This is a genomic window from Lysobacter sp. K5869, assembly GCF_018847975.1.
GTDB lineage: Bacteria > Pseudomonadota > Gammaproteobacteria > Xanthomonadales > Xanthomonadaceae > Lysobacter.
Genome location: NZ_CP072597.1, coordinates 159,029 through 182,984 on the forward strand (window position 1 = coordinate 159,029; position 23,956 = coordinate 182,984).

At 69.3% G+C, this 23,956-nt stretch carries 16 protein-coding genes; 1 reads left to right on the forward strand and 15 read right to left on the reverse strand.

The features are described from left to right. Positions 1–229: 229 nt before the first annotated feature. The 5 genes from J5226_RS00655 to J5226_RS00675 form a co-directional block, all read right to left on the reverse strand. Positions 230–922 carry a hypothetical protein gene (locus tag J5226_RS00655; protein WP_215837935.1) on the reverse strand — a complete coding sequence of 231 codons (693 nt, stop codon included), beginning with the start codon at positions 920–922 and terminating at the stop codon, positions 230–232. Between the two features lie 33 nt (positions 923–955). Further along, positions 956–2,758 carry a hypothetical protein gene (locus J5226_RS00660; protein WP_215837936.1) on the reverse strand — a complete coding sequence of 601 codons (1,803 nt, stop codon included), beginning with the start codon at positions 2,756–2,758 and terminating at the stop codon, positions 956–958. Position 2,759: 1 nt separating this feature from the next. Then, the gene (locus tag J5226_RS00665; RefSeq protein ID WP_215837937.1) at positions 2,760–5,258 is read right to left on the reverse strand and encodes a hypothetical protein; all 2,499 of its coding nucleotides are present in this window, start codon (positions 5,256–5,258) and stop codon (positions 2,760–2,762) included. A gap of 171 nt (positions 5,259–5,429) precedes the next feature. Continuing rightward, positions 5,430–6,287 carry an NmrA family NAD(P)-binding protein gene (locus J5226_RS00670; protein WP_215837938.1) on the reverse strand — a complete coding sequence of 286 codons (858 nt, stop codon included), beginning with the start codon at positions 6,285–6,287 and terminating at the stop codon, positions 5,430–5,432. A gap of 180 nt (positions 6,288–6,467) precedes the next feature. After that, on the reverse strand, positions 6,468–7,259 hold the full coding sequence (locus tag J5226_RS00675) for an FCD domain-containing protein (protein WP_215837939.1): 792 nt from the start codon (positions 7,257–7,259) through the stop codon (positions 6,468–6,470). A gap of 293 nt (positions 7,260–7,552) precedes the next feature. On the opposite strand from J5226_RS00675, the gene J5226_RS00680 reads away from it, so the two are divergent. After that, positions 7,553–9,769 carry an alpha-galactosidase gene (locus J5226_RS00680; RefSeq protein ID WP_215837940.1) on the forward strand — a complete coding sequence of 739 codons (2,217 nt, stop codon included), beginning with the start codon at positions 7,553–7,555 and terminating at the stop codon, positions 9,767–9,769. A 45-nt stretch (positions 9,770–9,814) separates the two neighbouring features. Here J5226_RS00680 and J5226_RS00685 read toward each other — a convergent pair whose 3' ends face one another. The 10 genes from J5226_RS00685 to J5226_RS00730 form a co-directional block, all read right to left on the reverse strand. After that, the gene (locus J5226_RS00685; protein WP_215837941.1) at positions 9,815–10,705 is read right to left on the reverse strand and encodes an aldose 1-epimerase; all 891 of its coding nucleotides are present in this window, start codon (positions 10,703–10,705) and stop codon (positions 9,815–9,817) included. A gap of 16 nt (positions 10,706–10,721) precedes the next feature. Continuing rightward, a complete protein-coding gene (locus J5226_RS00690) occupies positions 10,722–11,921 on the reverse strand; it encodes a glycoside hydrolase family 27 protein (protein WP_215837942.1) in 1,200 nt (399 codons plus the stop codon). Between the two features lie 30 nt (positions 11,922–11,951). Next, a complete protein-coding gene (locus J5226_RS00695) occupies positions 11,952–13,508 on the reverse strand; it encodes a sodium/sugar symporter (protein ID WP_215837943.1) in 1,557 nt (518 codons plus the stop codon). An 85-nt stretch (positions 13,509–13,593) separates the two neighbouring features. Continuing rightward, on the reverse strand, positions 13,594–14,475 hold the full coding sequence (locus tag J5226_RS00700) for a 2-dehydro-3-deoxygalactonokinase (protein ID WP_215837944.1): 882 nt from the start codon (positions 14,473–14,475) through the stop codon (positions 13,594–13,596). Next, the gene (locus tag J5226_RS00705) at positions 14,472–15,404 is read right to left on the reverse strand and encodes an SMP-30/gluconolactonase/LRE family protein (protein ID WP_215837945.1); all 933 of its coding nucleotides are present in this window, start codon (positions 15,402–15,404) and stop codon (positions 14,472–14,474) included. The genes J5226_RS00700 and J5226_RS00705 overlap by 4 nt, the downstream gene beginning before the upstream one ends. Beyond that, positions 15,398–16,546: a galactonate dehydratase gene (dgoD, locus tag J5226_RS00710; protein ID WP_215837946.1), complete on the reverse strand. Its 1,149-nt coding sequence runs from the start codon at positions 16,544–16,546 to the stop codon at positions 15,398–15,400. The genes J5226_RS00705 and dgoD overlap by 7 nt, the downstream gene beginning before the upstream one ends. After that, a complete protein-coding gene (locus J5226_RS00715) occupies positions 16,543–17,199 on the reverse strand; it encodes a 2-dehydro-3-deoxy-6-phosphogalactonate aldolase (RefSeq protein WP_215837947.1) in 657 nt (218 codons plus the stop codon). The genes dgoD and J5226_RS00715 overlap by 4 nt, the downstream gene beginning before the upstream one ends. Before the next feature lie 8 nt (positions 17,200–17,207). Continuing rightward, positions 17,208–17,984, reverse strand: a complete 777-nt coding sequence (locus J5226_RS00720) for an SDR family oxidoreductase (RefSeq protein WP_215837948.1) — start codon at positions 17,982–17,984, stop codon at positions 17,208–17,210. After that, a complete protein-coding gene (locus tag J5226_RS00725) occupies positions 17,981–21,190 on the reverse strand; it encodes a glycoside hydrolase family 2 TIM barrel-domain containing protein (protein ID WP_255322948.1) in 3,210 nt (1,069 codons plus the stop codon). The genes J5226_RS00720 and J5226_RS00725 overlap by 4 nt, the downstream gene beginning before the upstream one ends. After that, complete coding sequence (locus J5226_RS00730; RefSeq protein ID WP_215837949.1) at positions 21,184–23,925, reverse strand: TonB-dependent receptor; 2,742 nt, start codon at positions 23,923–23,925, stop codon at positions 21,184–21,186. The genes J5226_RS00725 and J5226_RS00730 overlap by 7 nt, the downstream gene beginning before the upstream one ends. Between the last annotated feature and the right edge of the window lie 31 nt (positions 23,926–23,956).

Sequence of the window (23,956 nt, forward strand, 5' to 3'; positions counted from 1 at the left end):
TCGGCGCGCGCTTTCGAGGCGCGCGCGTTGCGTCAAACACGAGCGGATCCGTCGCGTCGCGACGGCGTCGTCGGCGCGCGGGTGACGTTCGTCTGTGTCGCGGCCAATGCCGCCGGCGCACGTTCGCGCCGTTGGGACCGGGGCGCGGCTGCGTCGGCGTTCGCTCAGCCGATGCGCAGTCGCGCCGGGATCCAATCGCCTCGTCCGCCGCGCCGCGCGGCGGATCGTTTCACTGCTTCGGCAGCCCCCAATCCGCGGCGTCGGCCGAATACGAACGGATGCTCGGTTCGGGCCGGCCGCTGTCGGCCTCGACCCGCTCGCTGTAGCGCAGTTTCGCGCTCATGCCGGCTTCGCCTTGCGCGTCGCGCAGCGCCGCGTCCACGCTCAACGATTCCTCGGTCTGCGCGCTGCTGGCGCGCCGCGCCGCCAGCGCGTCGCTGGCTTCGTAGCGCAGCTCCAGCCAGCCGCGTTCGCCGGCCAGCGCCTTGCGCACCTTCGCCGCCTGTTCGGCGGTCAGCATCAGATTGAACGCGGCGTGGTACGGCGGCGCGCCGGAGGACTGCGCCTTGGCTAGTTCCTCGAAGCCGCCGGCGCCGTCGCCGAGCATCAAGCGCACCGAACCGACTTCGACCGGCTCGGGCGACAGGCTCAACTGCGCCGGCGGCACCTGCGCGCGCGCAGCCAGTTCCGCGCGCACTGCGTCCAGCGCCGCGGACGGCACGCCCCAGCTCGCGGTCAGCGCCAGCATCGTCACCGGCCCCGCGCCGATCAAGCTGAACTGCGCGCGCCCGTCGCCGCCGCGCGCCACGCCCGGCGCGCACGGCCGATAGCGCCAGGCGCCGCCCGCGTCGCGCGCGACCAGCACGCCCTGCACTTCTTCATAGCCGCCGTCGCCGGCGGTGTCGTCCTTGCTCGCATTCATGCGATCGCTCCCCATCCTTGATTTCGCTATGACTCAATTCGTCGTCGCCAACGCGGCTTCGCTGCTGCGCAGGCGCAGCGGCGCGTCGGGCTGCAGCACCGGCGACCACGTCGCCTGCGCGTTCCAGCGCCAGCGATAGCCGCCGCGGAACGGCGACAACGCCAGCCAACCCCAGTCCTGTCGCGGCCGCGCGCGGGTGAAGCTCAGGCGCTTGCGCCGCTGCGGATCGTCGATGCCGTCCTCGGGCGCGATCTCGATCGCGCACTGGCGGGCGTCGTCGTCGAACTCGCACTCCAGCGCCAACTCGCGCGAGCCGCTGCCGTCGAAACTGAAAGCGTCCAGGCGCAGGCTGTCGGCCGGCTGCGGCGCCATCGCGCGCTGCGCGCCGTCGCTCTTGGCGCGGGCGACGGCGCGGATCGCCGCATCGTCGACGTCGAACGGCACGGCGAAGGCCAGCTCCGGGCGCGCGGCATCGAGCGTTCCGCGCGCGCTCCAGGGCTTGCCCTTGCGCGTGCCGAAACATTCGGCGTCGATGTCGGCCTGTTGCAGGAACGCGGGCTCGGCCTCCACCGGCAGCCAGCGCAAGCCGAAATCGTCCACGCCGACCAGCAGATGCTCGCGCTCGCCGCTGCGCAGCGGGCCCTTGAGGGTTTCCGCGCGGCCGTCGCTGAGCAATACCGCGCTGGTCTGCCATTGATACGCCAGCGTCTCGGTCGGCGACAAACGCAGATCGAGCGTGGTGGGCCGGTCGGTCGCGGTCAGCGGCGCGGTCGCTTTCACCGTGAACATGCGCGCCGGCGGCTTGGCCGGCACCTGCACGTCCACTTGCGCCGACACCACGCCGACCCGCCGCGACGGCAGGTTGGCGCGCACGCTCAGGCTGCGCCAGCCGCTGGCCAGCGCGCGCGCGTCGAAGCGGCGCACCACGCGGTCGTGCAACTCGCCGGCCGGCAACGTGCGCAGCGGGCCGAGCGGATCGGCTTCGAGGATCAACAGGCGCGGCGCGAGCAAGGCGTCGGCCAGATTCCATTGCACCCGGCCGGAGCTCATCGCCGCCGCGTCGAACGCCAGCGTCGCGCCGACCGGCGCGTCGGCCGGCGACGGCTTGGGCGTGGCGAAGCGCGCGGCGATGCGGTCGAGCACGGCGTCGGCCAGGGTTTCCTTCGCGATGTCGGCCGAACGCTCGGGCAAACCGAGGCCGAGCAGGTGCGGCGCGTCGAGCAAGCGCTGGCGCAGCAGCGCCGCGTCGATCTCGTTGCCGCCGCCGGCCAGCGCGCGCACCGCGGCGAGCAAGGCGGCCGGATCGAAGGTCAGGGTCAGCGGCACGCGCTCGGCCACGCCGCGCACGCGCAGCCAGGCGCTGGCGCCGACCGCGAGCAAGCCGCGCTGCAGCGCGGCGACGAACAGATCGGTGCCGGCGCTGTCCAGGCGCACGGCCAGATTCATCGCGCCCAGGCTGGCGGCGTCGAGCGACAACAGCTCGCCCAAGGCCGGCGGCAGATCCAGCGCCTGCACCGCGTTGAGCCGCAGCCAGCCGCCTTCCACCGCCAACGGCGCCAGTTGCACGCGCTGGCCGAGATCGAACGCGGCCTGGCGCGCTTCGCTCAGGCCGAAATCGGCGGCGAAAGCCAACGACAGGATCGAGTAGCGCGCCAGCGCGTTGCCGCGGTCTTGCTGCACGATGTCCAGACGCAGCGGCGATTCGCCGTCGACGCTGTACGCCGCCAACGCTTGCGGCGGCAGCAGGAAACGGCCGGGTTGATCGAACGCGGCGTAAGCGCGGCGCTGCGCGATCGGCAGCGGCGAACGCCAGTCGGGGCGGGCGGCGAAGGACATGTCAGAGCGCCGTCGCGAACAGCACGCCGGTGTCGTCGGCCTGCCATGCAGAGGTGGGCGTCTTCTGCCCGGACTTGAACACCACGGTCTTGCGGTATTCGTAACGGCCTTCGCTGTCTTTGCGCAGTAGGATGTCCATCAGCGGCACCGGCACGTCGATGTCGACGCTGGTGGCGCCCGCGTTCAACACCGCCCGGCGGTTGCCGCGGAACTCGATGATGATGCTGAGGATCTCGCCGCGCTCGTCGCCGGCGTTGGTCAGCACTTCCGGCGCGGTCATCACCGTCACCGTGCGCACGGTTTCCTGGTCGATGCTGTCGTCCAGGGTGTACTTGAGGATAGCCTCGCCGTCGGGCACCGCGCGCACCGAGGCGGTGTTGAAGATCGCGTCCGCCGGCAGCGGGCCGGTCGGCAGCGTCGCCGGCTGCACGACGAAGTCCACGCTCTGGTCGGGGCCGATGGTCACCGGCTGGCTCAGGTCCAGGCCTTCGATGCGGCCTTCGACCAAGCCCTCGCCGCGGGTGATCCACACCGGCAAGCGGGTGATGCGCAGCGCGCTCTCGATCGCGTTGAGCAGTTTCACCGTCACCGCGCCGGTGTTCGGGTCGGGCGTTTCGATCGAGCGGAACAGTTCGCCTTCCATGTCGGCGAAGTTGAGCTTGACCGGCACGGTGACGTTCTCGTTGACGCCGCTGGCGACCACCACGCTGCCTTGCAGCAGGTTGGACGCGCCGCCGGCGGCCATCAGCACGCCGAACACGTCCTGGAAGTCCTTGAACTCGAAGCGCTCGTTGACGGTGAAGCCGTTGTCCCAGTCGATGGTCGCCGGCACGGTTTCCGAACGCACCGCGCCGTTGCGCAGCAACGCCATCTGCAGGGTCGAGGTGGCGCGCAGCAGACGCAGCTCGAACTCGCGGGTCGGATTCGCCGCGGTGACCGGCACTTTGTCGGCGAGCGCGGTGCGCGCGGCGAGCAAGCGCTCGCCGTCGGTGACCGGGCGCACTTCGCAGGTCAGATCGACCATCACTTGTTCGGCGTTGCTGCCTTGATCGACCTGGAACACCAGCGCCGGCGCGTGCGGCGCATCGCTGCGGCGCGCGAGCTTGAACGAATCGGGCAGGTAATAGATCCGCGCCGGGTCGTTCAAATCCTGGAAGTAGGCGTGAGCGCGGCCGGTGTCGGCGGGAAAGCGCAGCGAGTGCACGGTCCAGCGCGGCGCGCGCGGGCCGGTGGCGCTGCCGGCCGGGTACAGATACGGGTGCAGCGCCGGCTCGAACAACAAGGCGATGCTGCAGTCCTGCGATTGATTGGATACGTCGAAGCGTTGCTCGGGCGCGGGCGGCTCGGGCTCCGGCTGCGGTTCGGGTTGCGGCCGCGGGAACGGGAACGGCCGCGGACGCGGGTCGAACGGCTTGCGCCGCCACACCTCGTCGCCTTCGATGATCGAGGCGCCGCCGCCACCGGGACGCAACATCGCCGCGGCCATGCCGCGCGGCGGCGCGATGCGCGCGCCGGCGTCCGGCGCCGGCGCGGCCGCGGCGGCGACGTTCGCCTTGAGCATCATCTCCGCCGCCGGCGCGCGCATCAGCTGCATCTGGCCCTTGACCATCATCAGCTGGCGCTTGGGCGCGTCCGGCGCCGCCGCGGCCGCGCGCGGCACCGCCACGGTGTAGCCGCGCGAAACGATCAAGCGGCATTGGGTGTCGGCGGACATGAAAGCGCGCAGCAGGTTGTCGCGCTCGGCCAGATTCAGATGCAGCATCACCACGCAGCCGCCGCGCGGATCGTCGAGGATCTCGCCGGCCGGCAGGCGTTGTTCGATCGACGTGCCCGGCGCGCGATAGGCGATCACCGCGGCGCGGTTGATCCCCATCATCACCATCGTGCGCGCGGCCTCGGCGATTTCCGGCGCAGGATAGGTTTCCAGCGCCAGACTCACCGCGTACAGGCCGTCCTGGCCCTGGTTCTCGGCGACGCTGATTTCGTAGCGGCCGTTGCCGTTGCGCAGGCGGAAGCGCGGCAGCCAGTAGCGCTGCTGCGGATTCTTGGCGTCCTCGAAAATGCAGCGGTCGTCGGGCGCGGCGTTGGGGCTGATCGGATAGGCCGACTCGGCGCGGGTGAAGCCGCCGCCGGTGTTGGGCAGCAGGCCGGGCCGCAGCGCGTCCAGGCGCGGGCGCAGCGTGCGGCCTTCCAATTGCGCGATCAGCGCGGGCTGCGCGCGCAGCACCGCCGGATTGACCCGCAGCGCGGCGCCCGGAATGAAGGCCGGCGCGACCGCCGGCGGCGGTGCGACGACCGCGGCGGCCGCGGGCGCGACGGGCGTCGCGGCATGCACGGCCGGCGGCACGGCGACGGCCGCGCCCGGGATGCGGATGCGCAGGCCCGCCGCGGCGATCGCGGCCGCGGCCGGCGCCGGAGCGGGTTCGGCCGCGGGCGCGGCCGGTGCCGGGCGGACGCCGGCGACGATCTGATTCAAGTTGAGCAAGCGTCCCAGCGGCATGTACCTCTCCCTGTCTTGGCGCAAAGCGTCGCCATCGCGGCGCCTTGGGCGCCGCGTCCGTTTCCGTATGGTCTGGATCGATTGCGCGATGCGCGCCGATCACCCCGGATCAAACGCCGCTGCCGGGCGCGGCCGGACATTTCAAAAATGAAACATCGCCGCCGGCGCGGTTCAGGCCGCGCCGGCCAGGGCGTCGATGTATTCGCGCAGGGTGGTTTCGCCGCGCCACGGGTGCTCGGCCAGCTCCAGGCCGTCCACCGTCGCCGCGGTCATCGCGGCGTACGACGACGCCGCCGGGGCCGAGAAGCCGAGTTCGCGGAAGCCCTCGACCCAGCGGTCGCGCGGCACTTCCTCCACCCGCACCTCGCGGCCCAGCGCGCTGGCGAAGCAGACCGCGACATCCTCGGGCGCGTAACGGCGCGGGCCTTCGGCATAACGCACCTCGCGCTCGGCGGCCGGCGCGGTCATCAGTTCGGCGGCGACGCGGCCGAGATCGCAAGGCGCCACCATCGGCAAGCGGAACGACGCCGGCAAGAAGCTGCGCACGATGCCGTCGGCGCGCGCGGTCGCCAGCGCGGCGTCCCAGTTGCTCATGTAGTAGGCGGCGCGGATCGTGCTGAAGGGGATCGGTTGCGCTTCCAACGCGCGCTCCATTTCGTACAGCACGCCCAGATCGCCGGCGCGCTCGATCGGCTGCGCGCCGTAGGTCGATTCGGCGACGATCTTCTCCGGTCCCGAATCCTGCAGCGCCGCGACGATCGAACGCACGCTCTCGCGTTCGACCATGTCGGTATCGGCGGCGACCGCGGCGGGCGGATTGAGCAGGAACAGGCGCCGGCCGCGGCGGAACACTTCGCGCAAACCGCTGGGGTCGCGCACATCGGCCAACGCGACCCGCGCGCCGCGCGCTTCCCAGTCGCCGCGTTTGGCCGGATCGTGGGTCACCACCGTGACCGCTTCGCCGCGTGCGATCAGTTCCTCAGCCAACGCCGAACCGACGTGGCCGGTTCCGCCCAGCACGATATGCATGCGCGCGTCTCCGTAAACACGATGCGCGGCAGCTTATCGGCGCAGCGGTAAGCCCGGCGCCACGGCGAGGTGAAGGGAACGTAGCGTCGCGGCGGTCGCCGTCGTCGAAGCGCGCGCGGCGCCAGCGCGCGGTGGTCGCATCGAACCGGCGCGTCGCGCGCGGCCGGCCCCGCGCGGCGATCAAGCCTTGGTCCGGGCCATCTTCCCGGCGGCGCCCTTGCGCGCCTTGCCCGTGCTGCGGCCGGCCTCTTGCGATTCGGCTTCCGCGATGAGTTCCAGCACGTCGGCGATGATCCGCGACATCGCCGCGTGCGCCGCCGCGGCGTCGCCGGCCTTGATCGCGTCGAGCACCTTGCGGTGCGCGGGAATGCTCGCGGTGCGGCCCTTGATCCGGTTGGTCAGCTGGATCGAGATGCGCAGCGCAGTGTTCACCAGATCGTGCAGCTGCATGTAGAAGGGATTGCCGGTGGCGTCGAGGATCGCGACGTGGAAGGCCACGTCGGAGGTCAGGTGATCGTCCTGACCGCGCTCGGCCGCGTGCATGCGCTCCAGTCCGCGCTCGATGTCCTCGATCGCGCGCGCATCGGCGTTGCGCGCGGCCAGCGCCGCGGCGGTGGGCTCGATGCCCAGGCGCATCTCGGTGAACGAGCGCAGCAGCTTGTACGAGAACTTGCGCTCCAGCATCCAGCGCAGCACGTCGGCGTCGAGCAGGCTCCACGCGCGCTCGGGCTGGACCACGATGCCGCTGCGCGGCCGCGCCGACAGCATGCCCTTGGAGGTGAGCATTTTGATCGCTTCGCGGGTGACGCTGCGGCTGGTCGAATACGCCTCGGAGATTTCCGCTTCGGTCGGAAACCCGCCGGCCTCGTAACGTCCGAGGACGATCTCGCGGCCCAGCGCATTCAACAGTTGTTCCGTCAACGTCATGCGGCCGGTCAGCAGCGACCGTCCTGCGGGCTCGATTGGAGGCATTGCGTGCGACTCGGGTGGGGGAACCTGGCGCCGCGCAGCGGACGCGGCTAGCGCGCGGCAGCGGCATTGGCGTCACCATAGCATGCGGCCGCGAGGCGCCCCATCACGTTGCGAGGCCGCCGCGCAGGCCGTATCGGGCCGCATCGAGCCGTATCCGACGCCGCTTTCATCGCCGCTTCCGACCTCGTCTCCGAGGGTCCGCACGCGGCGAAAAATCCCGCGAGAATCGACGCCGGATCATTCATATGATAAATACTACAAAGAGGGGAAAGTCTCCACAGAGGTAGACCGTCATGCGCCGTCCGTCGCTTCCCGCCTGGGCCTGGGTCGCCCTGGCCGCCCACGCCTTGTTCGTCGCCGACGCGCGCGCCGCGGCGCGTTTCGATGCCGCCACGCGGGTGTTCCGCCTCGACGGCGAACGCGTCACCTACGCCTTCGGCATCAACGAAGCCGGGCAGCTGCAGTCGCTGCATTGGGGCGGGCGTCTGGCCGACGGCGATCCGCTCGGGCCGGCCAAGAGCTTGCCTTCGCATTCGAGCTTCGATCTGTCGGCGTCGATCACCCCGCAGGAATTTCCCGCGCAGGGCGGCGGCGTCTTCACCGAGGTCGCGCTCAAGGTCGCCTACGCCGACGGCAACCGCGACACCGTGCTGCGCTATGTGTCGCACACGCTCGAACGCGACGCGGTGACGGTGCGCCTGCGCGATATCGCCTTGCCGCTGGAGGTGAGCCTGCGCTACACCATCGACCCCGGCACCGGCGTGATCGGCCGCTCGGCGCGGATCGAAAACCTCGGCCGCACGCCGCTGCGCATCGATCAGGCTGCGTCCGCCGCCTACACGCTGGCGCCGCAGGACGATTATCGCCTGCACCACCTCAGCGGCCGCTGGGCCGGCGAATGGAGCCTGCAACAACGCCCGGTCAGCGAAGGCGCGAGCGTGCTGGAAAGCCGGCGCGGTTCGACCGGGCAGCAGAACACGCCGTGGTTCGCGATCGACCGCGGCGGATCGAGCGGCGAAGACAGCGGCCCGGTCTGGTTCGGCGCGTTGGCGTGGTCGGGCTCGTGGCGCATCAGCATCGACAAGGACCCGCTCGGCGCGGTGCGCGTGGTCGGCGGCTACAACCCCTACGATTTCGCCTACCGCCTGGCGCCCGGCGAACGCCTGGACACGCCGGTGTTCTACGCCGGCTACTCGGACGGCGGCATGGGCGGCGCCTCGCGCCTGCTGCACCGCTTCGAGCGCGAACGCATCCTGCCCGGCGGCGGCAAGCCGCGCCTGCGGCCGGTGCTCTACAACAGTTGGGAAGCCACCGAGTTCGCGGTCGACGAAGCCGGACAAATGGCCTTGGCCGAAAAGGCCGCGCGCATCGGCGTGGAGCGCTTCGTGGTCGACGACGGTTGGTTCGGCGCGCGCAACAGCGACAAGGCCGGGCTCGGCGACTGGAGCGTCAACCGCGCCAAGTTCCCCAACGGCCTCAAGCCGCTGATCGACAAAGTCCACGGCCTGGGCATGGAATTCGGGTTGTGGGTGGAACCGGAGATGGTCAATCCCGACAGCGATCTCTACCGCGCGCATCCGGATTGGGTGCTGAATTTCCCCGAGCGTCCGCGCACGCCGGCGCGCAACCAACTGGTGCTCAACCTCGCCCGCCGCGACGTGCGCGATCACGTGTTGCAAGTGCTAGACGCCTTGGTCACCGACAACGACATCCAGTTCCTGAAGTGGGACTACAACCGCAACTGGTCCGAACCCGGCTGGCCGCAGCTGGCGCCGGAGGACCAGCCCAAGGTCTACGTCGAGTACGTGCGCAATCTGTATTGGATCCTGGGCGAGCTGCGGCGCAAGCATCCCAAGCTGGAGATCGAATCCTGCTCGGGCGGCGGCGGCCGCATCGATCTGGGCATCATGGCGTTGACCGATCAGGTCTGGCCGTCGGACAACACCGATCCGTTCGACCGGCTGAGCATGCAGGACGGTTTCAGCCACGCCTACGCGCCGGCGGCGATGATGGCCTGGGTGACCGATTCGCCGAACTGGGTCAATCGCCGCGAAACCTCGCTGGACTATCGGTTCTTGTCGTCGATGCAGGGCGCGCTCGGCATCGGCGCCAACCTCAACCATTGGCGCGATGCGGATTTCGCCACCGCCGCGCGCATGGTCGCGGCTTACAAGCAGGTGCGCGCGACCGTGCAGCAAGGCGATCTGTACCGGCTGATCTCGCCGGCGAACGGCAGCCCCCGCTCGGCCACCTTGTCGGTGTCGCCCGACCGGCGCCAAGCGGTGCTGTTCGCGTTCCTGCACAGCCAGAGCAAGGGCATGCAGGAACCGGCGATCCGCCTGCGCGGGCTGGATCCGCGCCAGCGCTATCGCATCGCGCGGCTGGGCGGCGGCGCGCTGCCCGAAGCGATGCCGGCCGAGGCCAGCGGCGCGTACTGGATGGAACACGGGCTGGCGGTGCCGATGCGCGGCGACTTCCAGGCCAGCGGTTTCGTGTTCGAGGCGAAGTGAGCCTGCGGCGAGCGAAGCGCGCGGCCGCGACGCGGCGGCGCGGCCTCAACCGGCGTCGTCGCGCACGCTGAAACGGAACTGCCGGTGCAGCGATTGCCCCGACGCCAGCAAGGTCATGCCGTGCACGCCCGCGCCGCCCGGCAGGTTGACCGCGTCGATGGCGTGATCCACCGGCTCGAAGCAGAAGTAGTCCGCATCCGTCGGCGTGTACAGCACGAAGCGCTCGACATCGGCGCGCAGTTCCAGCCGCAGCCCGCGCCGCGGCCAGCAAATCCAGGCCTCGCCGCTCCAGCCGGCGAAGCCGTGATCGACGCAGTCGCCCGGCAGCGGCCGCGCGCCGCCGAAGCGCCAGCGTTCGGGAACCGGCGCCAACTGCCGCGGTAGCGGCGTGCGCCCGTCGTTGAGCCAGACCTCGCGCGCCGGCGCGTACAGCCGCGTGTCCGCGTCGCGCGGGAAGAACGGATGCAGGCCCAGCCCGAACGGCAGCGTCCACGGGCCGGTGTTGGTCGCGCTCAGGCGCACGTCGAGCGCGTCGGCGCCGAGCAGGTATTGCAGGCTGGCGCGATAGCAATAGCCGTCGCGGGCGAATTCCTCCAGCGACAGCAGCGCGTAGTCCTCGCCGCTGTCCTCGACCCGCCACGGCCGCTGCCAACCGCTGCCGTGGATCGGCCAGGGCTCGTCGCTGCGGTTGCGCTGCAATTCGATGCGGCGGCCCTCGCAGACGAAGCCGCCGCGCGAAATCCGGTTCGACCACGGCAGCAGCGGATAACACGCCAGCCGGTTGGGATCGGGCGGCATCGAGGAATCGTCGGGCTCGGGCCGCCATGGCCGGAACAAGGGTTGGGCGACGCCGCCGGCCGTGCGCTCGAAGCGGACCAGGGCGCCGCCCCAGTCCGGCTCGACCTGCGCGCGCAGCGCGCCGTTGGCGAGGATCATCGTCGCGCGCCGCGGTTCATCGCGCGCCGATCCGGAACATCGCGGTCGCGTGCGGCGCCAGCGTGAGCCGCAGCGAACCGTCGCCTTCGGCCTGGCTGCCTTGCCACAAATCGCGGACCACGTACTTGCCCGCATCCAGACCGATCTCGGCGGCGCTCACCGACGTCACGCGTTCGCCGTCGCCCTCGTTGAACACCGCGACCGCGCGGTCGCCGTTGGCCAGCGGCTTGACGATCACGTGCACGCCGTCGCGCTCGCGCACGCGCTTGCCCTGCACGCCGAGCGGATCCTGATCGACCGCGATCACGTCCTGATTGGTCAGGATCTTCAGCGCCTCGGGCTTAATGCTGCGCAGGTCGGTGCCGATCAGCAGCGGCGCGGCCATGATCGACCACAGGCTGAAATGGCTGCGGTATTCGACGTCGGTCATGCCGCCGTTGCCGACTTCGAGCATGTCCGGATCGTTCCAGTGCCCGGGCTTGGCGTAGCGGTCCAGGACCACGTTCTGCTTGAAGATCTTCAGCATCGAAGCGTATTCGTCGCGGATGTCGCCGGTGGTGCGCCAGGAGTTTCCACCCACCGGCGACTCGCCGGCCCACAGCCAGGGCTGGTTCTCGCCCCACTCGCACACGCTGTAGAAGATCGGCCGGCCGGTCGCGCGCAGCGCTTCGCCCATCGCGGCGTACCGCTGCTTGGCATCGAGCTTCTCGTTGTTGCAGTTGTCGTACTTGAGATAGTCCACGCCCCACGACGCGAACAGCGCCGCGTCCTCGCGCTCGTGCCCGAGCCCGCCGGGGAAACCGCGGTTGACCTGCTTGGGCTCGCAGGTGAACGAGCCGGCGCTGGTGTAGAGGCCGAACTTCAATCCCTTGCCGTGGATGTAATCGGCCAGCGCCTTGATCCCGCTGGGGAAGCGCTCGGGATTGGCGCGCAACCGGCCGTCTTTATCGCGCTGCCAGTAAGCCCAGCAATCGTCGATGTTGACGTAGCGGTAACCGGCGTCCTTGAGCCCGAGCGCGACGATCTTGTCGGCGACGCCGCGGATCATCGCTTCGTCGAATTCGGCGCGGCAATGGGTCGAATTCCAGTTGTTGAAACCCATCTGCGGCGTGGGCGCGAGTTGCGCCGGCGCCGCGGCCCGTGCGGCCGGCGATGCCGCGGCCAGCAACGACACCAGGACGGCGCCGGCGAGGAAGTTTCGGCAGGGAAGATTCATTCGGACTCTCCGGAGTGGGGCGCGGCGCCGTCACCAGAACACCGCGTACAAGACCGCGACCGCCAGCGTCACCAGCGCCGCGCCGAGATTGAAGCTCAGCGGAGTGCGGTAACTGATGTCGTCGGTGCGGATCAGGTCGCTGCCGCCGCCGCTCTTGGTCGCCAGCGAGACCGCCACGGCCAGGACCAGCGACAGCACGAAGACCACGCCGACGCGATTCATGAAGGGATACTCGGGCCAGTACTTCGACATCGCGACCGACAGCAGCACCGAACCGATCGCCGCGGTGACCGCGCCGGCCTGATTGGCGCGCTTCCAGAACAGCCCGAGCAGGAAGATCACGGTGATGCCGGGGGTGAAGTAGCCGGTGAGGTTCTGGATGTACTGGAAGCCCTGATCGAAGCTGCCGAGCAGCGGCTTGGCCGCGAGCACGGCGATGGCCACGGCGATCAGCGAGGCGAGGCGCCCCACCCGCACCAGCCGCGCCTGATCGACGTCGGGCCGCAGCTTGGCGTAGAAATCCAAGGTGAAGATCGTCGCGACCGAATTGATCTTGGAGGCCAGCGAGGACATGATCGCGGCGATCAACGCGGCGAACACCAGGCCGAGCACGCCGGTGGGCAACAGGCCCATCATGGTCGGATAGGCCTGATCGGGCTTGGCCAATCCGGGCGCCAACACCACCGCGGCGATGCCGGGAATCACCACGATCGCCGGCACCAGCAGCTTCAAGAACGCGGCGAACAACACGCCCTTCTGCGCCTCGGCCACGCTCTTGGCCGCCAGTCCGCGCTGGATGATGTACTGGTTGAAGCCCCAGTAGCTGAAATTCATGATCCACAGGCCGCCGAGCAGCACGCCCAGGCCCGGCAGATCCTTGTAGTGCGGATTGTCGGGACTCAGGATCATGTGGAAGCGTTCGGGCTGGGTCTGCAGCAGATGCTGGAACCCGGCGATCACGCTGCCTTCGCCGATCCGGCTCAAGGTCAGCGCCGAGATCATCAAGCCGCCGATCACCAGCAGCGACACCTGCACGATGTCGGTCAGCGCCACCGCCTTGAGCCCGCCGTAAATCTGGTAGGCCAGCGCGAACGCACCGAGCAGCAGCAATGCGTAGGACTGATCCATGCCGGTCAGCTGGGAGACCGCGATCGAACCCAGCCACAGGATCGAGGTCAGGTTGACGAACACGTACAGGATCAGCCAGAACACCGCCATCACCAGACGGATGACCCGGCCGTACCGCTGCTCGAGAAACTGCGGCATGGTGTAGATGTCGTTGCGCAGGAACACCGGCAGGAAATACTTGCCGACGATCAACAGGGTCAGCGCCGCCATCCATTCGTAGGAGGCGATGGCGAGCCCCAGCGCGTAGCCCGAACCGGACATGCCGATGATCTGCTCGGCCGAGATGTTCGCCGCGATCAGCGAGGCGCCGATGGCCCACCACGGCAGCGCCTTGCCGGCCAGGAAGTAGTCCTGCGCGTTCTTGCTATGGCCCTTCTTCTCGCGCGACACCCATTGCGCCAGCAAGAAGATGCCGGCCAGATAGAACAGCACGATCGCGATATCCAGTGCAGACAGCATCTCTCGCCCTCTTCGATTCGGTTCCGGCGCCGCGAGCCGCCGGCGTTCGCTATCCGTCCGCGCGCGCCGCGAGCGCGGCGCGCGGTCAGTTCCGCAACAGGCCGCGGGCGCGCGCCAGGGCGTACAGCCCGCGCGCGCCGACGGTTTCGTCGTGTTCCCTCACCCGGCCGCCGCGCCGTTCCAGCGCGACCCGATAGGGCTGCATCAGCGCCGGCGCGGCGACCAGATGCACCAAGGCCCGTTCCGGCAACTGCCGCAGTTCGTGCCCGATCAGCAGGCCCGACAGGAACGAGCGCAGCGCCTGCGGCGCCAGCACCCCGAACAGACCGTGCGTGCGCACCGCGAACAGCTGCCGGGTCAGGTCGCCTTCGCCGACCGCGTAATCCAGTCCCTGCGCGAACGCATCGTCGTCGTGCGGGCCCGCTTCCATCAGCCGGCCGAGCAGGCTGTGTTCGCTGAGCACATGGAACAGTTCGCCGGTCATGCTGGTGGCGAAGCGCCGGATGCGGCCGTCTTCGATCCACACGTGCTTGCAATGGGTGCCGGCCAGACAGGCCAGATGCCGGCCCGGGCCGAGCCGGTCGAGCAATCCGCAGATCTGAGTTTCTTCGCCGCGCATCACATCGTGCACGCCGTCGTCGCCGCGCACGCTCAGGCCCGGCACGATCCACAGCTCGCGGCCCACGAGTTCCGGCGCGGACAATCCGACCATTCCCGCGGCGATCTCGTCCAAGCCTGCCGGACATTCGACATACGCCACTTCGCGCCAGCCCTGGCGGCTGCCGACCATGCCGGCCATCGCCACCAACGGCTCGTCCCAACCGTCGAGCATCGGCGCGAGGATCGCGGCGAAACGTCCGGCCGCGCCCAGCGCGCCCTCGCCGGAGCGGCGCGCGTCGATCACTTCGCCGCGCGCATCGAGGCGGAACGCGCGCAGGCTGCTGCTGCCCCAGTCGATGGCGATCATCGGTCGTCGAACCTCGCTTCCGGCAATCCGCGGAGGCCTTCGAGGCGCGCGCGGAACACGCCGCCGGCCGCGGGCTGCTCGCGCAACCGGTCCGGCGCGAGTTCGTCGCGCGCGGTGGTGATGTAGAGGCAGTCCAGTCCGGGCCCGGCGAAGCTCACGCAGCTCACATGATCGGTCGGCACCGCGACGACCCGCTCGACGCGGCCGTCGCGCGCATAGCCGACCACGCGGCCGGCGCCCCACTGCGCGCTCCACAGGCGGCCGTCGCGGTCGATGGCGGCGCCGTCCGGGCTGGCCGGCGCCGGCACGTCGGCGAACACGCGCGGCGCGCCGACCTCGGCGCGTTCGGCGTCGTACGCCGCGTGCATGATCCGCCCTTGCAGGGTGTCGCAGTAATAGATCCCGCGCCCGTCGGGATCGAAGCACAGGCTGTTGGGAATCGCCACGCCGCCCAGATCCAGACGCCGCAGGCCGTAGCGGCGCGAGTACTGGTAGAAACTGCCGATCGGCGCACGCGCCGGATCTTCGTTGAGCGTGCCGAATACGAAGTTGCCGCTGCGGTCGGCGCGGCCATCGTTGATGCGCAGGCTCGGGCGGTCGGGTTCGACCGCAGCGATCGGCACGGTCGGCAATGCATCCAGATGCTCGGCTTCGCGCGGATCGGCGTAGTGCAAGCTCTTGGCGAAGCCGAGCAGCAAGACACCCGATTCGCACAACGCGAACGAACCCAGCCGATCCGGTAAGCGCCAGTGGCGCGTGTCGCCGCGTCCGGGACGGTGCCGCCACAGCCGCGCCGAATGGATGTCGGTCCACCACAGCGCCTGCTCGCGCTCGCACCACAGTACGCCTTCGCCGAGCCGGCAGCGGCTGTCCACGGCCAGTTCCGTGATGCGCGCGGGCGCGTCCGCCAGGGCCGCCCCGATCACCATTCGGCGACGCTGCCGTCGCGATGGCGCCACAGCGGATTGCGCCAATCGGCAGCCTCGCGGCTGCGCTCGATCACTAGCGCCTCGTCGATCTCCACGCCCAGCCCCGGCCGCGTGAACGGCTTGAGCGAACCGCGTTCGAGTTCGAACGCGTCCTTGTTGAGCACGTAGTCGAGCAATTCGCCGTCGGCGTTGTAATGGATGCCGATGCTCTGTTCCTGCAGCACCGCGTTCCAGCTGACGAAGTCCACGTGCAGGCACGCGGCCAGCGCGATCGGCCCGAGCGGGCAATGCGGCGCGAGGGCGACGTCGTAGGCCTCGGCCATCGAGGCGATCTTCATGCATTCGGTGATGCCGCCGGCGTGCGACAGGTCCGGCTGCACGATCGCCAATCCGCCGGCGTGCAGCACATGCTTGAACTCGAAGCGCGAGTACATGCGCTCGCCCGCCGCCAGCGGAATCGCGGTTTGCGCGGCCAGGCGCGGGTAGTACTCGGCCTGTTCGGCCAGCACCGGCTCTTCGACGAACAACGGCCGGTACGGTTCCAGTTCGCGGATCAGCTGCTTGGCCATCGGCCAGGCGACGCGGCCGTGGAAGTCCAGGCCGAACTCGATGCTGTCGCCGAACGCGGAGCGGATCTCGGCGACCCTCGCCACCGCCGCATCGATGGCGCGGCTGCCGTCGAGCATGCCCAATTCTTCGCAGGCGTTGAGCTTGAACGTGTCGAAACCCAGCTCCAGCCGTTGCCGGATCTGCGCGACGATATCGGCCGGGCGGTCGCCGCCGACCCAGCAATACGTCTTCATGCGATCGCGCACCAAGCCGCCGAGCAGCTGATACACCGGCACGCCCAGCGCCTTGCCCTTGAGATCCCACAAGGCCTGATCGATGCCGGCGATGGCGCTCATGAACACCGCGCCGCCGCGGTAGAAGCCGCCGCGGTAGAGCGTCTGCCAATGATCGTTGATGCGCGCCGGGTCTTGTCCGATCAGCGCCTCGCCGAGTTCGGCGACCGCCGCTTCGACCGTGCGCGCGCGGCCTTCCACCACCGGTTCGCCCCAGCCGACCAGACCTTCGTCGGTCTCGATCTTGAGGAACATCCAGCGCGGCGCCACGCGGTAAGTGCTGAGTCGGGTGATTTTCAAGGCTGATGGCTCTGGTGGGCGGCGACGAAACGTTCGGCGCGGGCGCGGGTCGCCGCGGGCGTCTGCCCCGGGCGATACAGATCGCTGCCCAGGCCGGCGCCGGCGCAACCGGCTTGCAGGTAATCGGACAAGTTGTCGGGATGGATGCCGCCGACGGCGAGCACCGGCACCGACGGCGGCAGCACCGCCTTGAGCGCGCGCACGTAGCCAGGGCCGTAACTGGACGCGGGAAACAGCTTCAGCGCGTGCGCGCCGGCGTCGAGCGCGGCGAAGGCCTCGCTGGGCGTGGAGAAGCCGATCGCGCAGAACAGCCCGCGCGCGACCGCGCGGCGGATCACCGCGGGATGGGTGTTGGGCGTGACCATCAGGCCGGCGCCGGTATCGGCCAAGGCGTCGGCGTCGGCCTCGTTCAACACCGTGCCCGCGCCGATCATCGCGCGCTCGCCGGCGGTGGCGAGCGCGGCGCGCACGCTGCGCAGCCAATCGGGCGAGTTGGTCGGAATCTCGATCAGGCCGATGCCGGCCGCGATCAACGCGTCCACATGCGCCGGCGTTTCGTCCGGCACGATGCCGCGCAGGATCGCGATCAGCGGCCGTTGCGCGGACCATTGCGCATGGCGGTCGACGGCGCGCGAACTCGTGGGGGAGGTCATGGGCGCGGTCATTCGTGATAGAGCTGGGTGCGGCCGCCGTCGATGACGATGTCGGCGGCGTTGATGAAGCGCGCTTCGTCGCTGGCCAGGAACAGCGCGGTGTAGGCCACCTCGTCCGGCTCGCCGATGCGCTTGGGCGGCAGCAGTTCGGTCTGGCGGCGGCGCGCGGCGTCGGGATCGGGCTGCGCGTCCAGCCAGCGCTCGATCCGCTCGGTCAGGATCAGCCCCGGCGAAATCGAATTGAAGCGCAGGCCGCGCGCGGCGTATTCCAGGCCCAGCGCCTTGGTCAGCCCGATCAGCGCGTGCTTGGCCACCGGATAAGGGAACGCACCGGGAATGATCTTGTGCCCGTGCACCGAGGCGATGTTGATCACCGAGCCGGCGCCGCGTTCGAGCATCCACGGCAGCGCCGCCTGACTGAAATTCCAGGCGCCGCCGAGGTTGATCGCGAGGTTGCGCCACCAGTCGTCGGCAGCCAGGGTCAGCGGATCGCAGAACACGTCCACGCCGGCGTTGTTGACCACCACGTCGATGCCGCCGAGCCGGCGCGCCGCCTCGTCGACGAAGGCGGCGACCGCGCCGGCGTCGGCGACATCGCCGGTCGCGAACCATTCGCAGGCGCCGTCCGTCGCGGCCTCAGCGCGGTCGTAGCCGGCCACGCGCGCGCCGTGGGCGACGAACAGCCGCGCGATGGCCGCGCCGATGCCGTTGGCGGCGCCGGACACCAGCACCTTCTTGCCGGCCAGTCGCCGCGCCGAAGCGGACGATGCGGATTGCTCGCTCATGGTTGCGTTTCCTCGGACGCCGTCGCCGGCTGCAAACGGAATTCGTAACGCGTCGGCGCCAGCGCGATGCGGTAAGGCGCATGCGGCTGACCCCACTTGCTCCATTGATCGTCGCCGCCGACGCCGATCTGGCGTTCGTCGATCATCAGCGTTACCTGTTCGCGCGGACGGATGTCGTTGCTGTGCGCCTGGCCCACGGGCTTGCGGTCCAGGTCGGAGTACGGAAACGCCAGCGCGTTCACCGACAGCGGCTTCGCGGCGACCACCTTCAAGCCGGCGCCCTGCTGCGGGGTCAATGTCATCCAGCGCACGCCGACCTTGTTGCCGGTTTCCTGCGGACGGATGTAGTCGTGGTTCTGCTCGGCGATCTTGCCGGCGTACACGCCGATCTCGCCGCTGCCGTAGCGGTCGGCGTACGTTTCGTGCGGGCCGCGGCCGTACCAGCTCAGCTCGGTGATCCGGCTCGGCATGGCGAACATCATTCCCAGCCGCAGCGGATCGGGCAGGCCGGCGTAGACCGGAACGAAGTCGGCGACGACCGCGACCGACCCATCGCGCTGCAGCGTGTAGGCGACATCGAAGCGAACATCGGGCTGCTCGTCGCCGCCGAGGTCGAAGCCGACCTTGATCCGCGCCGCGCCGTCCTCGGCCCGCTCCACCGTCACCGCGCGCACCCGCCGCGATTGCGACAGCGCCTTCCATATCTGATGGCCGGCGAACAGGCCGGTGCCGATGTCGTTGTCGGTCGGCGCGCGCCAGAAGTTCGGCGTGCCGCCGCTGAGCAGGGTTTCGCCGCCGACGGCGTAGCGCTGGATCTGCCCGCTGGCGCGATCCACGCTGAGCTCGGCGCCGGCGGCGCGCAGCGTCGCGGTCCGCGCCGAATCGGCGATGCTCACCTCCGGTCCCTTGGCCGCGATGGCCGGCAGCGACGACGGCGCGGGCGACAGCGCGAACTGATCCCAAGCCATCACCTGCCCCGCCGGCACCAGCGGCACCGCACCGGCGCGCGCGCGGGCGCGCAAGGTCAGGAAGTACTCGGCGCCGGGCTTGCGCGCGAACTTGGGCAAGGCGAAATCGACGGTCTCGGCGCTGTCGGCCGGCGTCTTCAGCGCCGGGCCGGCGCCCTGCGCGACGACTTTGCCGTTCTCGCGCAGCAACCAGTCGAAGTCGTAGCCTTCGAGGCTGACGAAGTTGTTGCGGTTGCGCACCACGAAGCGCCCGGCCGCCGCATCCGCGGCTTCGAACTGCACCGGCGCGTACACCTTCACCAGTTCGTACCAATGCGGATTGGGCGTGCGGTCGGACTGCAGCAGTCCGTCGCCGAACTCGATCGCATCATTGCCGGAAGGATTCGGGCCGTAGTCGCCGCCGTAGGCCCAGAACGGGCTGCCGTCGGCGCCGGTCTTGATCATGCTCTGATCGACCCAGTCCCAGATGAAGCCGCCTTGCAAGCGGTCGTGGGCGTAGATCGCGTCCCAGTAGCGCTTGAGGTCGCCCAGGCTGTTGCCCATCGCATGCGCGTACTCGCACAGGATCAGCGGCTTGGCCGGATAGTCGGGGTTGGTCGCGTAATCGACGATGCGCTCGACCGAGTCGTACATCGGCGCGTAGAAATCCACGTACGGTTCCACCCGGTGCTGCGAATACAGCGTGCCCTGCCCGAGGTAGCTCAACAGCCGGGTCTTGTCGCGCGCATGCACCCAAGCGGCCGCGTCGGCGAAGTTAGGGCCGGTGCCGGCTTCGTTGCCGAGCGACCAGAACACCACCGAGGGGTGGTTCTTGTCGCGCTCGACCATGCGCTGGACCCGCTCCAGATGGGCCTGGCGCCACTGGGGGTCGTAGCCGATCTGGACCTTGTCGCGCGGCCGCATGCCCTCGTCGCCGAGCTGCATGTAGCGGTGCGATTCGATGTTCGCCTCGTCCATCACGTACAGGCCGTATTCGTCGGCCAAGGCATACCACAGCTCGGCGTTGGGATAGTGCGAAGTGCGCACCGCGTTGATGTTGCTGAGTTTCATCAGCTCGATGTCGCGCCGCATCGAGGCTTCCGAGATCACGTGGAAGGTGTGCGGATCGTGCTCGTGGCGGTTGACCCCGCGGATCTTGATCGCGCGGCCGTTGACCAGGACTTGGCTGTTCTTCACCTCGACGGTGCGGAAGCCGATTCTCGTCGCGGTGGCTTGCAACAACCGTCCCCGCGCATCGCGCAGTTCCAGCAGCAGCGTGTACAGGTTCGGCGTTTCCGCCGACCACGCGCGCACATCGGCGATCTCGCCGGACACGCTGAGTTCGCGCACCTGCGCCGACGCCGGCACCGCGGCTTCGCGGCTGAACACGCTGCGCTCGCCGTCGAGCACGCTGGCCTTGACCGTGGCCGCGCCGTCGCCGCCGACGACGCTCAGATCCAGGTTCAACACGCCGTTGCGGTAACCGGCATCGAGCCCGGCCTGGGCGAAGAAATCGCGGATCCAGGTCGGCGGCGGCGCCAGCAGGTAGACGCCGCGCTCGATGCCGCTGACTCGCCAGAAATCCTGGTCTTCCAGGTAACTGCCGTCGGACCAGCGATAGACCTGGATCGACACGTTGTTCTTGCCGGGACGCAGCGCGGCGGTGACGTCGAACTCGGCCGGCAGCTTGGAGTCTTCGCTGTAGCCGACCTGACGGCCGTTGACCCATACGTAATAGGCCGCGCCGGCCGCGCCGATGTGCAACAGCACGCGGCGGCCGTCCCAACCTTGCGGCAGATCGAACTCGCGCCGATACGAACCGACCGAGTTGATCTCGTGCGGGATGAACGGCCGATTGGCCGGAAAGGGGTACGCGATGTTGTTGTACAGCGGCTGGCCGTAGCCCTGCGCCTGCCACATCGACGGCACCGGGATCGTCTTCCACGCCGAGGCGTCGAAATCGTCGCGGAAGAAATCGCGCGGGCGCCGATCCACGCTGGGCGCGAACGCGAAGCGCCAATCGCCGTCGAGATCGAGGAAGTAGCGCGAGCCGGCCGGCTTGCCGGCCTTGGCCAGTTCGACCGACTCGAACGGGAAGCCCGTCGCGCGCATCGGTTCGCGATGGATCTGGTTGATGTCCGGCCGCTCCCACTCCGCGACCGGTTCCGCCGCGAGCGCGGAACCGGCCAGGCACAGCGCCGCGGCCGCGGCCAGCGCGCGGCCGGCCCGGCGCCATCGCGCGATCGTAACCGTCACCATGAACCGCGGATCCCGAACGACAGCGCGCGCCCGTTCGCCGCCACCCATTGCACGCGGTTGGCGTAGCGCGAATACGCCGCTTCGGTTTCGTTGTTGACGTTGGTGGCTTCGGCGAACAGCGAGACATGCTCGTTGAGCTTGTAGCTGCCGCTCAGATCGATCTGCCCGTACGGCTCGACCGTGGTCGGCTCGCCTTGCGAACCGCGCACCGCCGCGAGGTACTCGTCGCGCCAGTTGTAGGCGGCGCGGAAGCTTACCGGCCCCTTTTCGTAGAACACGATCAGGTTGCCCGAGTTGGCCAATCCCACCACCGCGAACTGGCCGGTGGCGATGGACGGATCGAAACTCTGCTTGCTGTCGACGTAGGTGTAGTTGGCCTGCACGCCGAGGCCGTCGAACGGCGCCGGCAGGCGATCGAAGGTGTATTGGAACGACAGCTCCGCGCCCTTGACCACCGCGGTGTTGGCGTTGACCGGCAAGGTTTCCAGGAACGGATAGCCCTGGATCGTGGTCGGGCGGGTGACGTTGGTGACGAAGTTTTCGACCTTCTTGTAGAAGCCCGCCAGCCCCAGATAGCTGGTGTCGTTGATGTACCACTCCGCGCCGAGGTCGTAGTTGCGCGCCTTGTACGGCTTGAGGTCGATGTTGCCGGTGTTGATCGAGCCCGGGCCCGGCGGACGCACGCCGATGTCCTCGCTGATGCGCAGGCTGGTGAGGGTCGGCCGGGTCAGCGTCTCGGAGGCCGAGGCGCGCAGGACCACGTTGTCGCGCACGTTGATGCGGAAGTTCATCGACGGCAGCCAGTCTTGGTAGCTGGTGCTGTTCTGGATCGGGATCGGCGCAGTGAAGTGCACCTGGGCGTTGGTCGGATCGCCCGGCGTGCCGGTGATCGACTCCACCTGCGAGGACACCGCACGCGAGGCCGCGTCGGTCTTGACGAAGCGCACGCCGAGGTTGAGCGTCCACGGCATGCCGCGGAAGCTGTTCTCGAAATTGGCCTGGGCGAAGGCCGAGTACGATTTCTCCTCGACCTGCCAGCGGCTCTGCGGCACCGGGATGGCGGTGTAGCCGCCGTACTTGCTCAGCGCATCGGCGATGCGCTGGGCGCGGTTGGGGTCGTTGGGATCGTAGAACTCGCCGCCGGGCGCGAACTGGTTGTAGGCCGCCGGGCTGGAGAGATAGTCGAAATAGGCTTGCGGATCGAAGCTCAGCCACTGGGTCGGGCCGCCGCGCGAGGCGCCGTCCACCAGCGAACCGGCGCCGAACACGCTGGCCAAGCTGCCCGGCACGCGCACCGCATAGCCGCAGTAGACGCAGTTGAGGTCGCTGTCGGACGTGCGCACGGACACGCTGCCCTTGGTCCGCTTCGACCCGGACACGCCGAACTGCAGCTGCGACAGCGTGCCTTCGAGGAAATTGCGGGTCAGGCTGAGCTTGCCTTCGTACAGTTCGTCGCTGCGGTCGTCGCCCTCACGGTCGACGAAGTGCGCGCGCAGGTCGGAGGTGTCGGTGGTCGGCAACAAGTGGCTGTAGCTGGGGAAGCCGCCCGGATTGAGGTTCCAGGTCGGATTGACGCCGACGTTGCGCGCGCCGAGCACCATGAAATAGCCCTTGCCGCCGCTGTTTTCCTCGGCCTTGGAGTAAGAGCCGTCGAAGTTCAGCGAGGTCTGGTCGCTCAAACTCCAGTCGACGTTGACGCCGACCTGCTGATTGACCGAGTTGCGCGGGCTCGACGAGACGATGTGGTCGTTGGCGAGGCCGCCGGTGTTGCCGCGCACGAACGAAGTGGCGGTGCCGTTGCCGTCGGCGGTGACCGACTGTACGTCCGCCGGGTCGGTGAACAGGCCGAAGGCGTTGACGCGCGAGTCGATTTCGTACTTGGAGTACATCGCGTCCATCGTCACCCGCACCGTCTCGGCCGGCAGCCAGTCGAGCGCGGCGTTGACGCCGGTGCGGGTGCGGCTTTCCTGGTTGACCTTGTACTGGATGGTGCGCGGCACCGCGATGTTGTTGAGGCCGCCGACGCCGTTGATGCCGTTGGTGCCGGTCAGCCAGCCTTCGTCGTCGATGGTTTCGCTGGTGTGGTCGCGCTGGTAGCGCACGAAGCCGAGCAAGGCGCCGAAGGTGCCGTCGGCGTTGGTGTCGCTGATCAGCCCCGAGATCTTGGGCTTGGTCTTGCCCGACATGCTGTCGTCCACCGCCGAAACGCTGCCGGCGATGTGGAAGCCCTTGTCGTCGAGCGGGCGGCGGGTCTTGATGTTGACGGTCGCGCCGATGCCGCCTTCGCTGAGGTTGGCCTGCGAGGTCTTGAACACCTCGGCGGTGCTGATCAGTTCCGACGGCAGCACGTCGAAGCTGAATTCGCGGCCGGCGTTCTCGGTCGCCATGGTGCGGCCGTTGAGCAACACCGTGTTGAACTCCGGGCCGAAGCCGCGCACGGTGATGTAGCGCGCTTCGCCGCCGGAGCGGTCGACCGATACGCCGGCGATGCGTTGCAGCGAATCGGCCACGTTCTGGTCGGGGAACTTGCCCACGTCCTCGGCCGACACCGCATCGACGGTGCCGACGGCGTCCTGCTTGAGCGCCTGCGATTTCTGGATGCTGGCGCGGGTGCCGCTGACGACCACGGCGCCGAGCGTGGTCGGGTCTTTCGATGCGTCTTCGGCCGCGGCGGCCGGTGCGCCGGCTTCCTGGGCCATTGCGGCGTGAATCCCGCCGCCGGATACGGCGAGCATGAACAAAAGCGCGTTGCGGACGGAAACGGCG

Excerpts from the sequence above, each read along its gene's own strand:
- J5226_RS00655 (WP_215837935.1), bottom strand. The coding sequence starts at position 922 with ATGAATGCGAGCAAGGACGACACCGCCGGCGACGGCGGCTATGAAGAA.
- J5226_RS00660 (WP_215837936.1), bottom strand. The coding sequence starts at position 2,758 with ATGTCCTTCGCCGCCCGCCCCGACTGGCGTTCGCCGCTGCCGATCGCG.
- J5226_RS00665 (WP_215837937.1), bottom strand. The coding sequence starts at position 5,258 with ATGCCGCTGGGACGCTTGCTCAACTTGAATCAGATCGTCGCCGGCGTC.
- J5226_RS00670 (WP_215837938.1), bottom strand. The coding sequence starts at position 6,287 with ATGCATATCGTGCTGGGCGGAACCGGCCACGTCGGTTCGGCGTTGGCT.
- J5226_RS00675 (WP_215837939.1), bottom strand. The coding sequence starts at position 7,259 with ATGCCTCCAATCGAGCCCGCAGGACGGTCGCTGCTGACCGGCCGCATG.
- J5226_RS00680 (WP_215837940.1), top strand. The coding sequence starts at position 7,553 with ATGCGCCGTCCGTCGCTTCCCGCCTGGGCCTGGGTCGCCCTGGCCGCC.
- J5226_RS00685 (WP_215837941.1), bottom strand. The coding sequence starts at position 10,705 with ATGATCCTCGCCAACGGCGCGCTGCGCGCGCAGGTCGAGCCGGACTGG.
- J5226_RS00690 (WP_215837942.1), bottom strand. The coding sequence starts at position 11,921 with ATGAATCTTCCCTGCCGAAACTTCCTCGCCGGCGCCGTCCTGGTGTCG.
- J5226_RS00695 (WP_215837943.1), bottom strand. The coding sequence starts at position 13,508 with ATGCTGTCTGCACTGGATATCGCGATCGTGCTGTTCTATCTGGCCGGC.
- J5226_RS00700 (WP_215837944.1), bottom strand. The coding sequence starts at position 14,475 with ATGATCGCCATCGACTGGGGCAGCAGCAGCCTGCGCGCGTTCCGCCTC.
- J5226_RS00705 (WP_215837945.1), bottom strand. The coding sequence starts at position 15,404 with ATGGTGATCGGGGCGGCCCTGGCGGACGCGCCCGCGCGCATCACGGAA.
- J5226_RS00715 (WP_215837947.1), bottom strand. The coding sequence starts at position 17,199 with ATGACCTCCCCCACGAGTTCGCGCGCCGTCGACCGCCATGCGCAATGG.
- J5226_RS00720 (WP_215837948.1), bottom strand. The coding sequence starts at position 17,984 with ATGAGCGAGCAATCCGCATCGTCCGCTTCGGCGCGGCGACTGGCCGGC.
- J5226_RS00725 (WP_255322948.1), bottom strand. The coding sequence starts at position 21,190 with ATGGTGACGGTTACGATCGCGCGATGGCGCCGGGCCGGCCGCGCGCTG.
- J5226_RS00730 (WP_215837949.1), bottom strand. The coding sequence starts at position 23,925 with ATGCTCGCCGTATCCGGCGGCGGGATTCACGCCGCAATGGCCCAGGAA.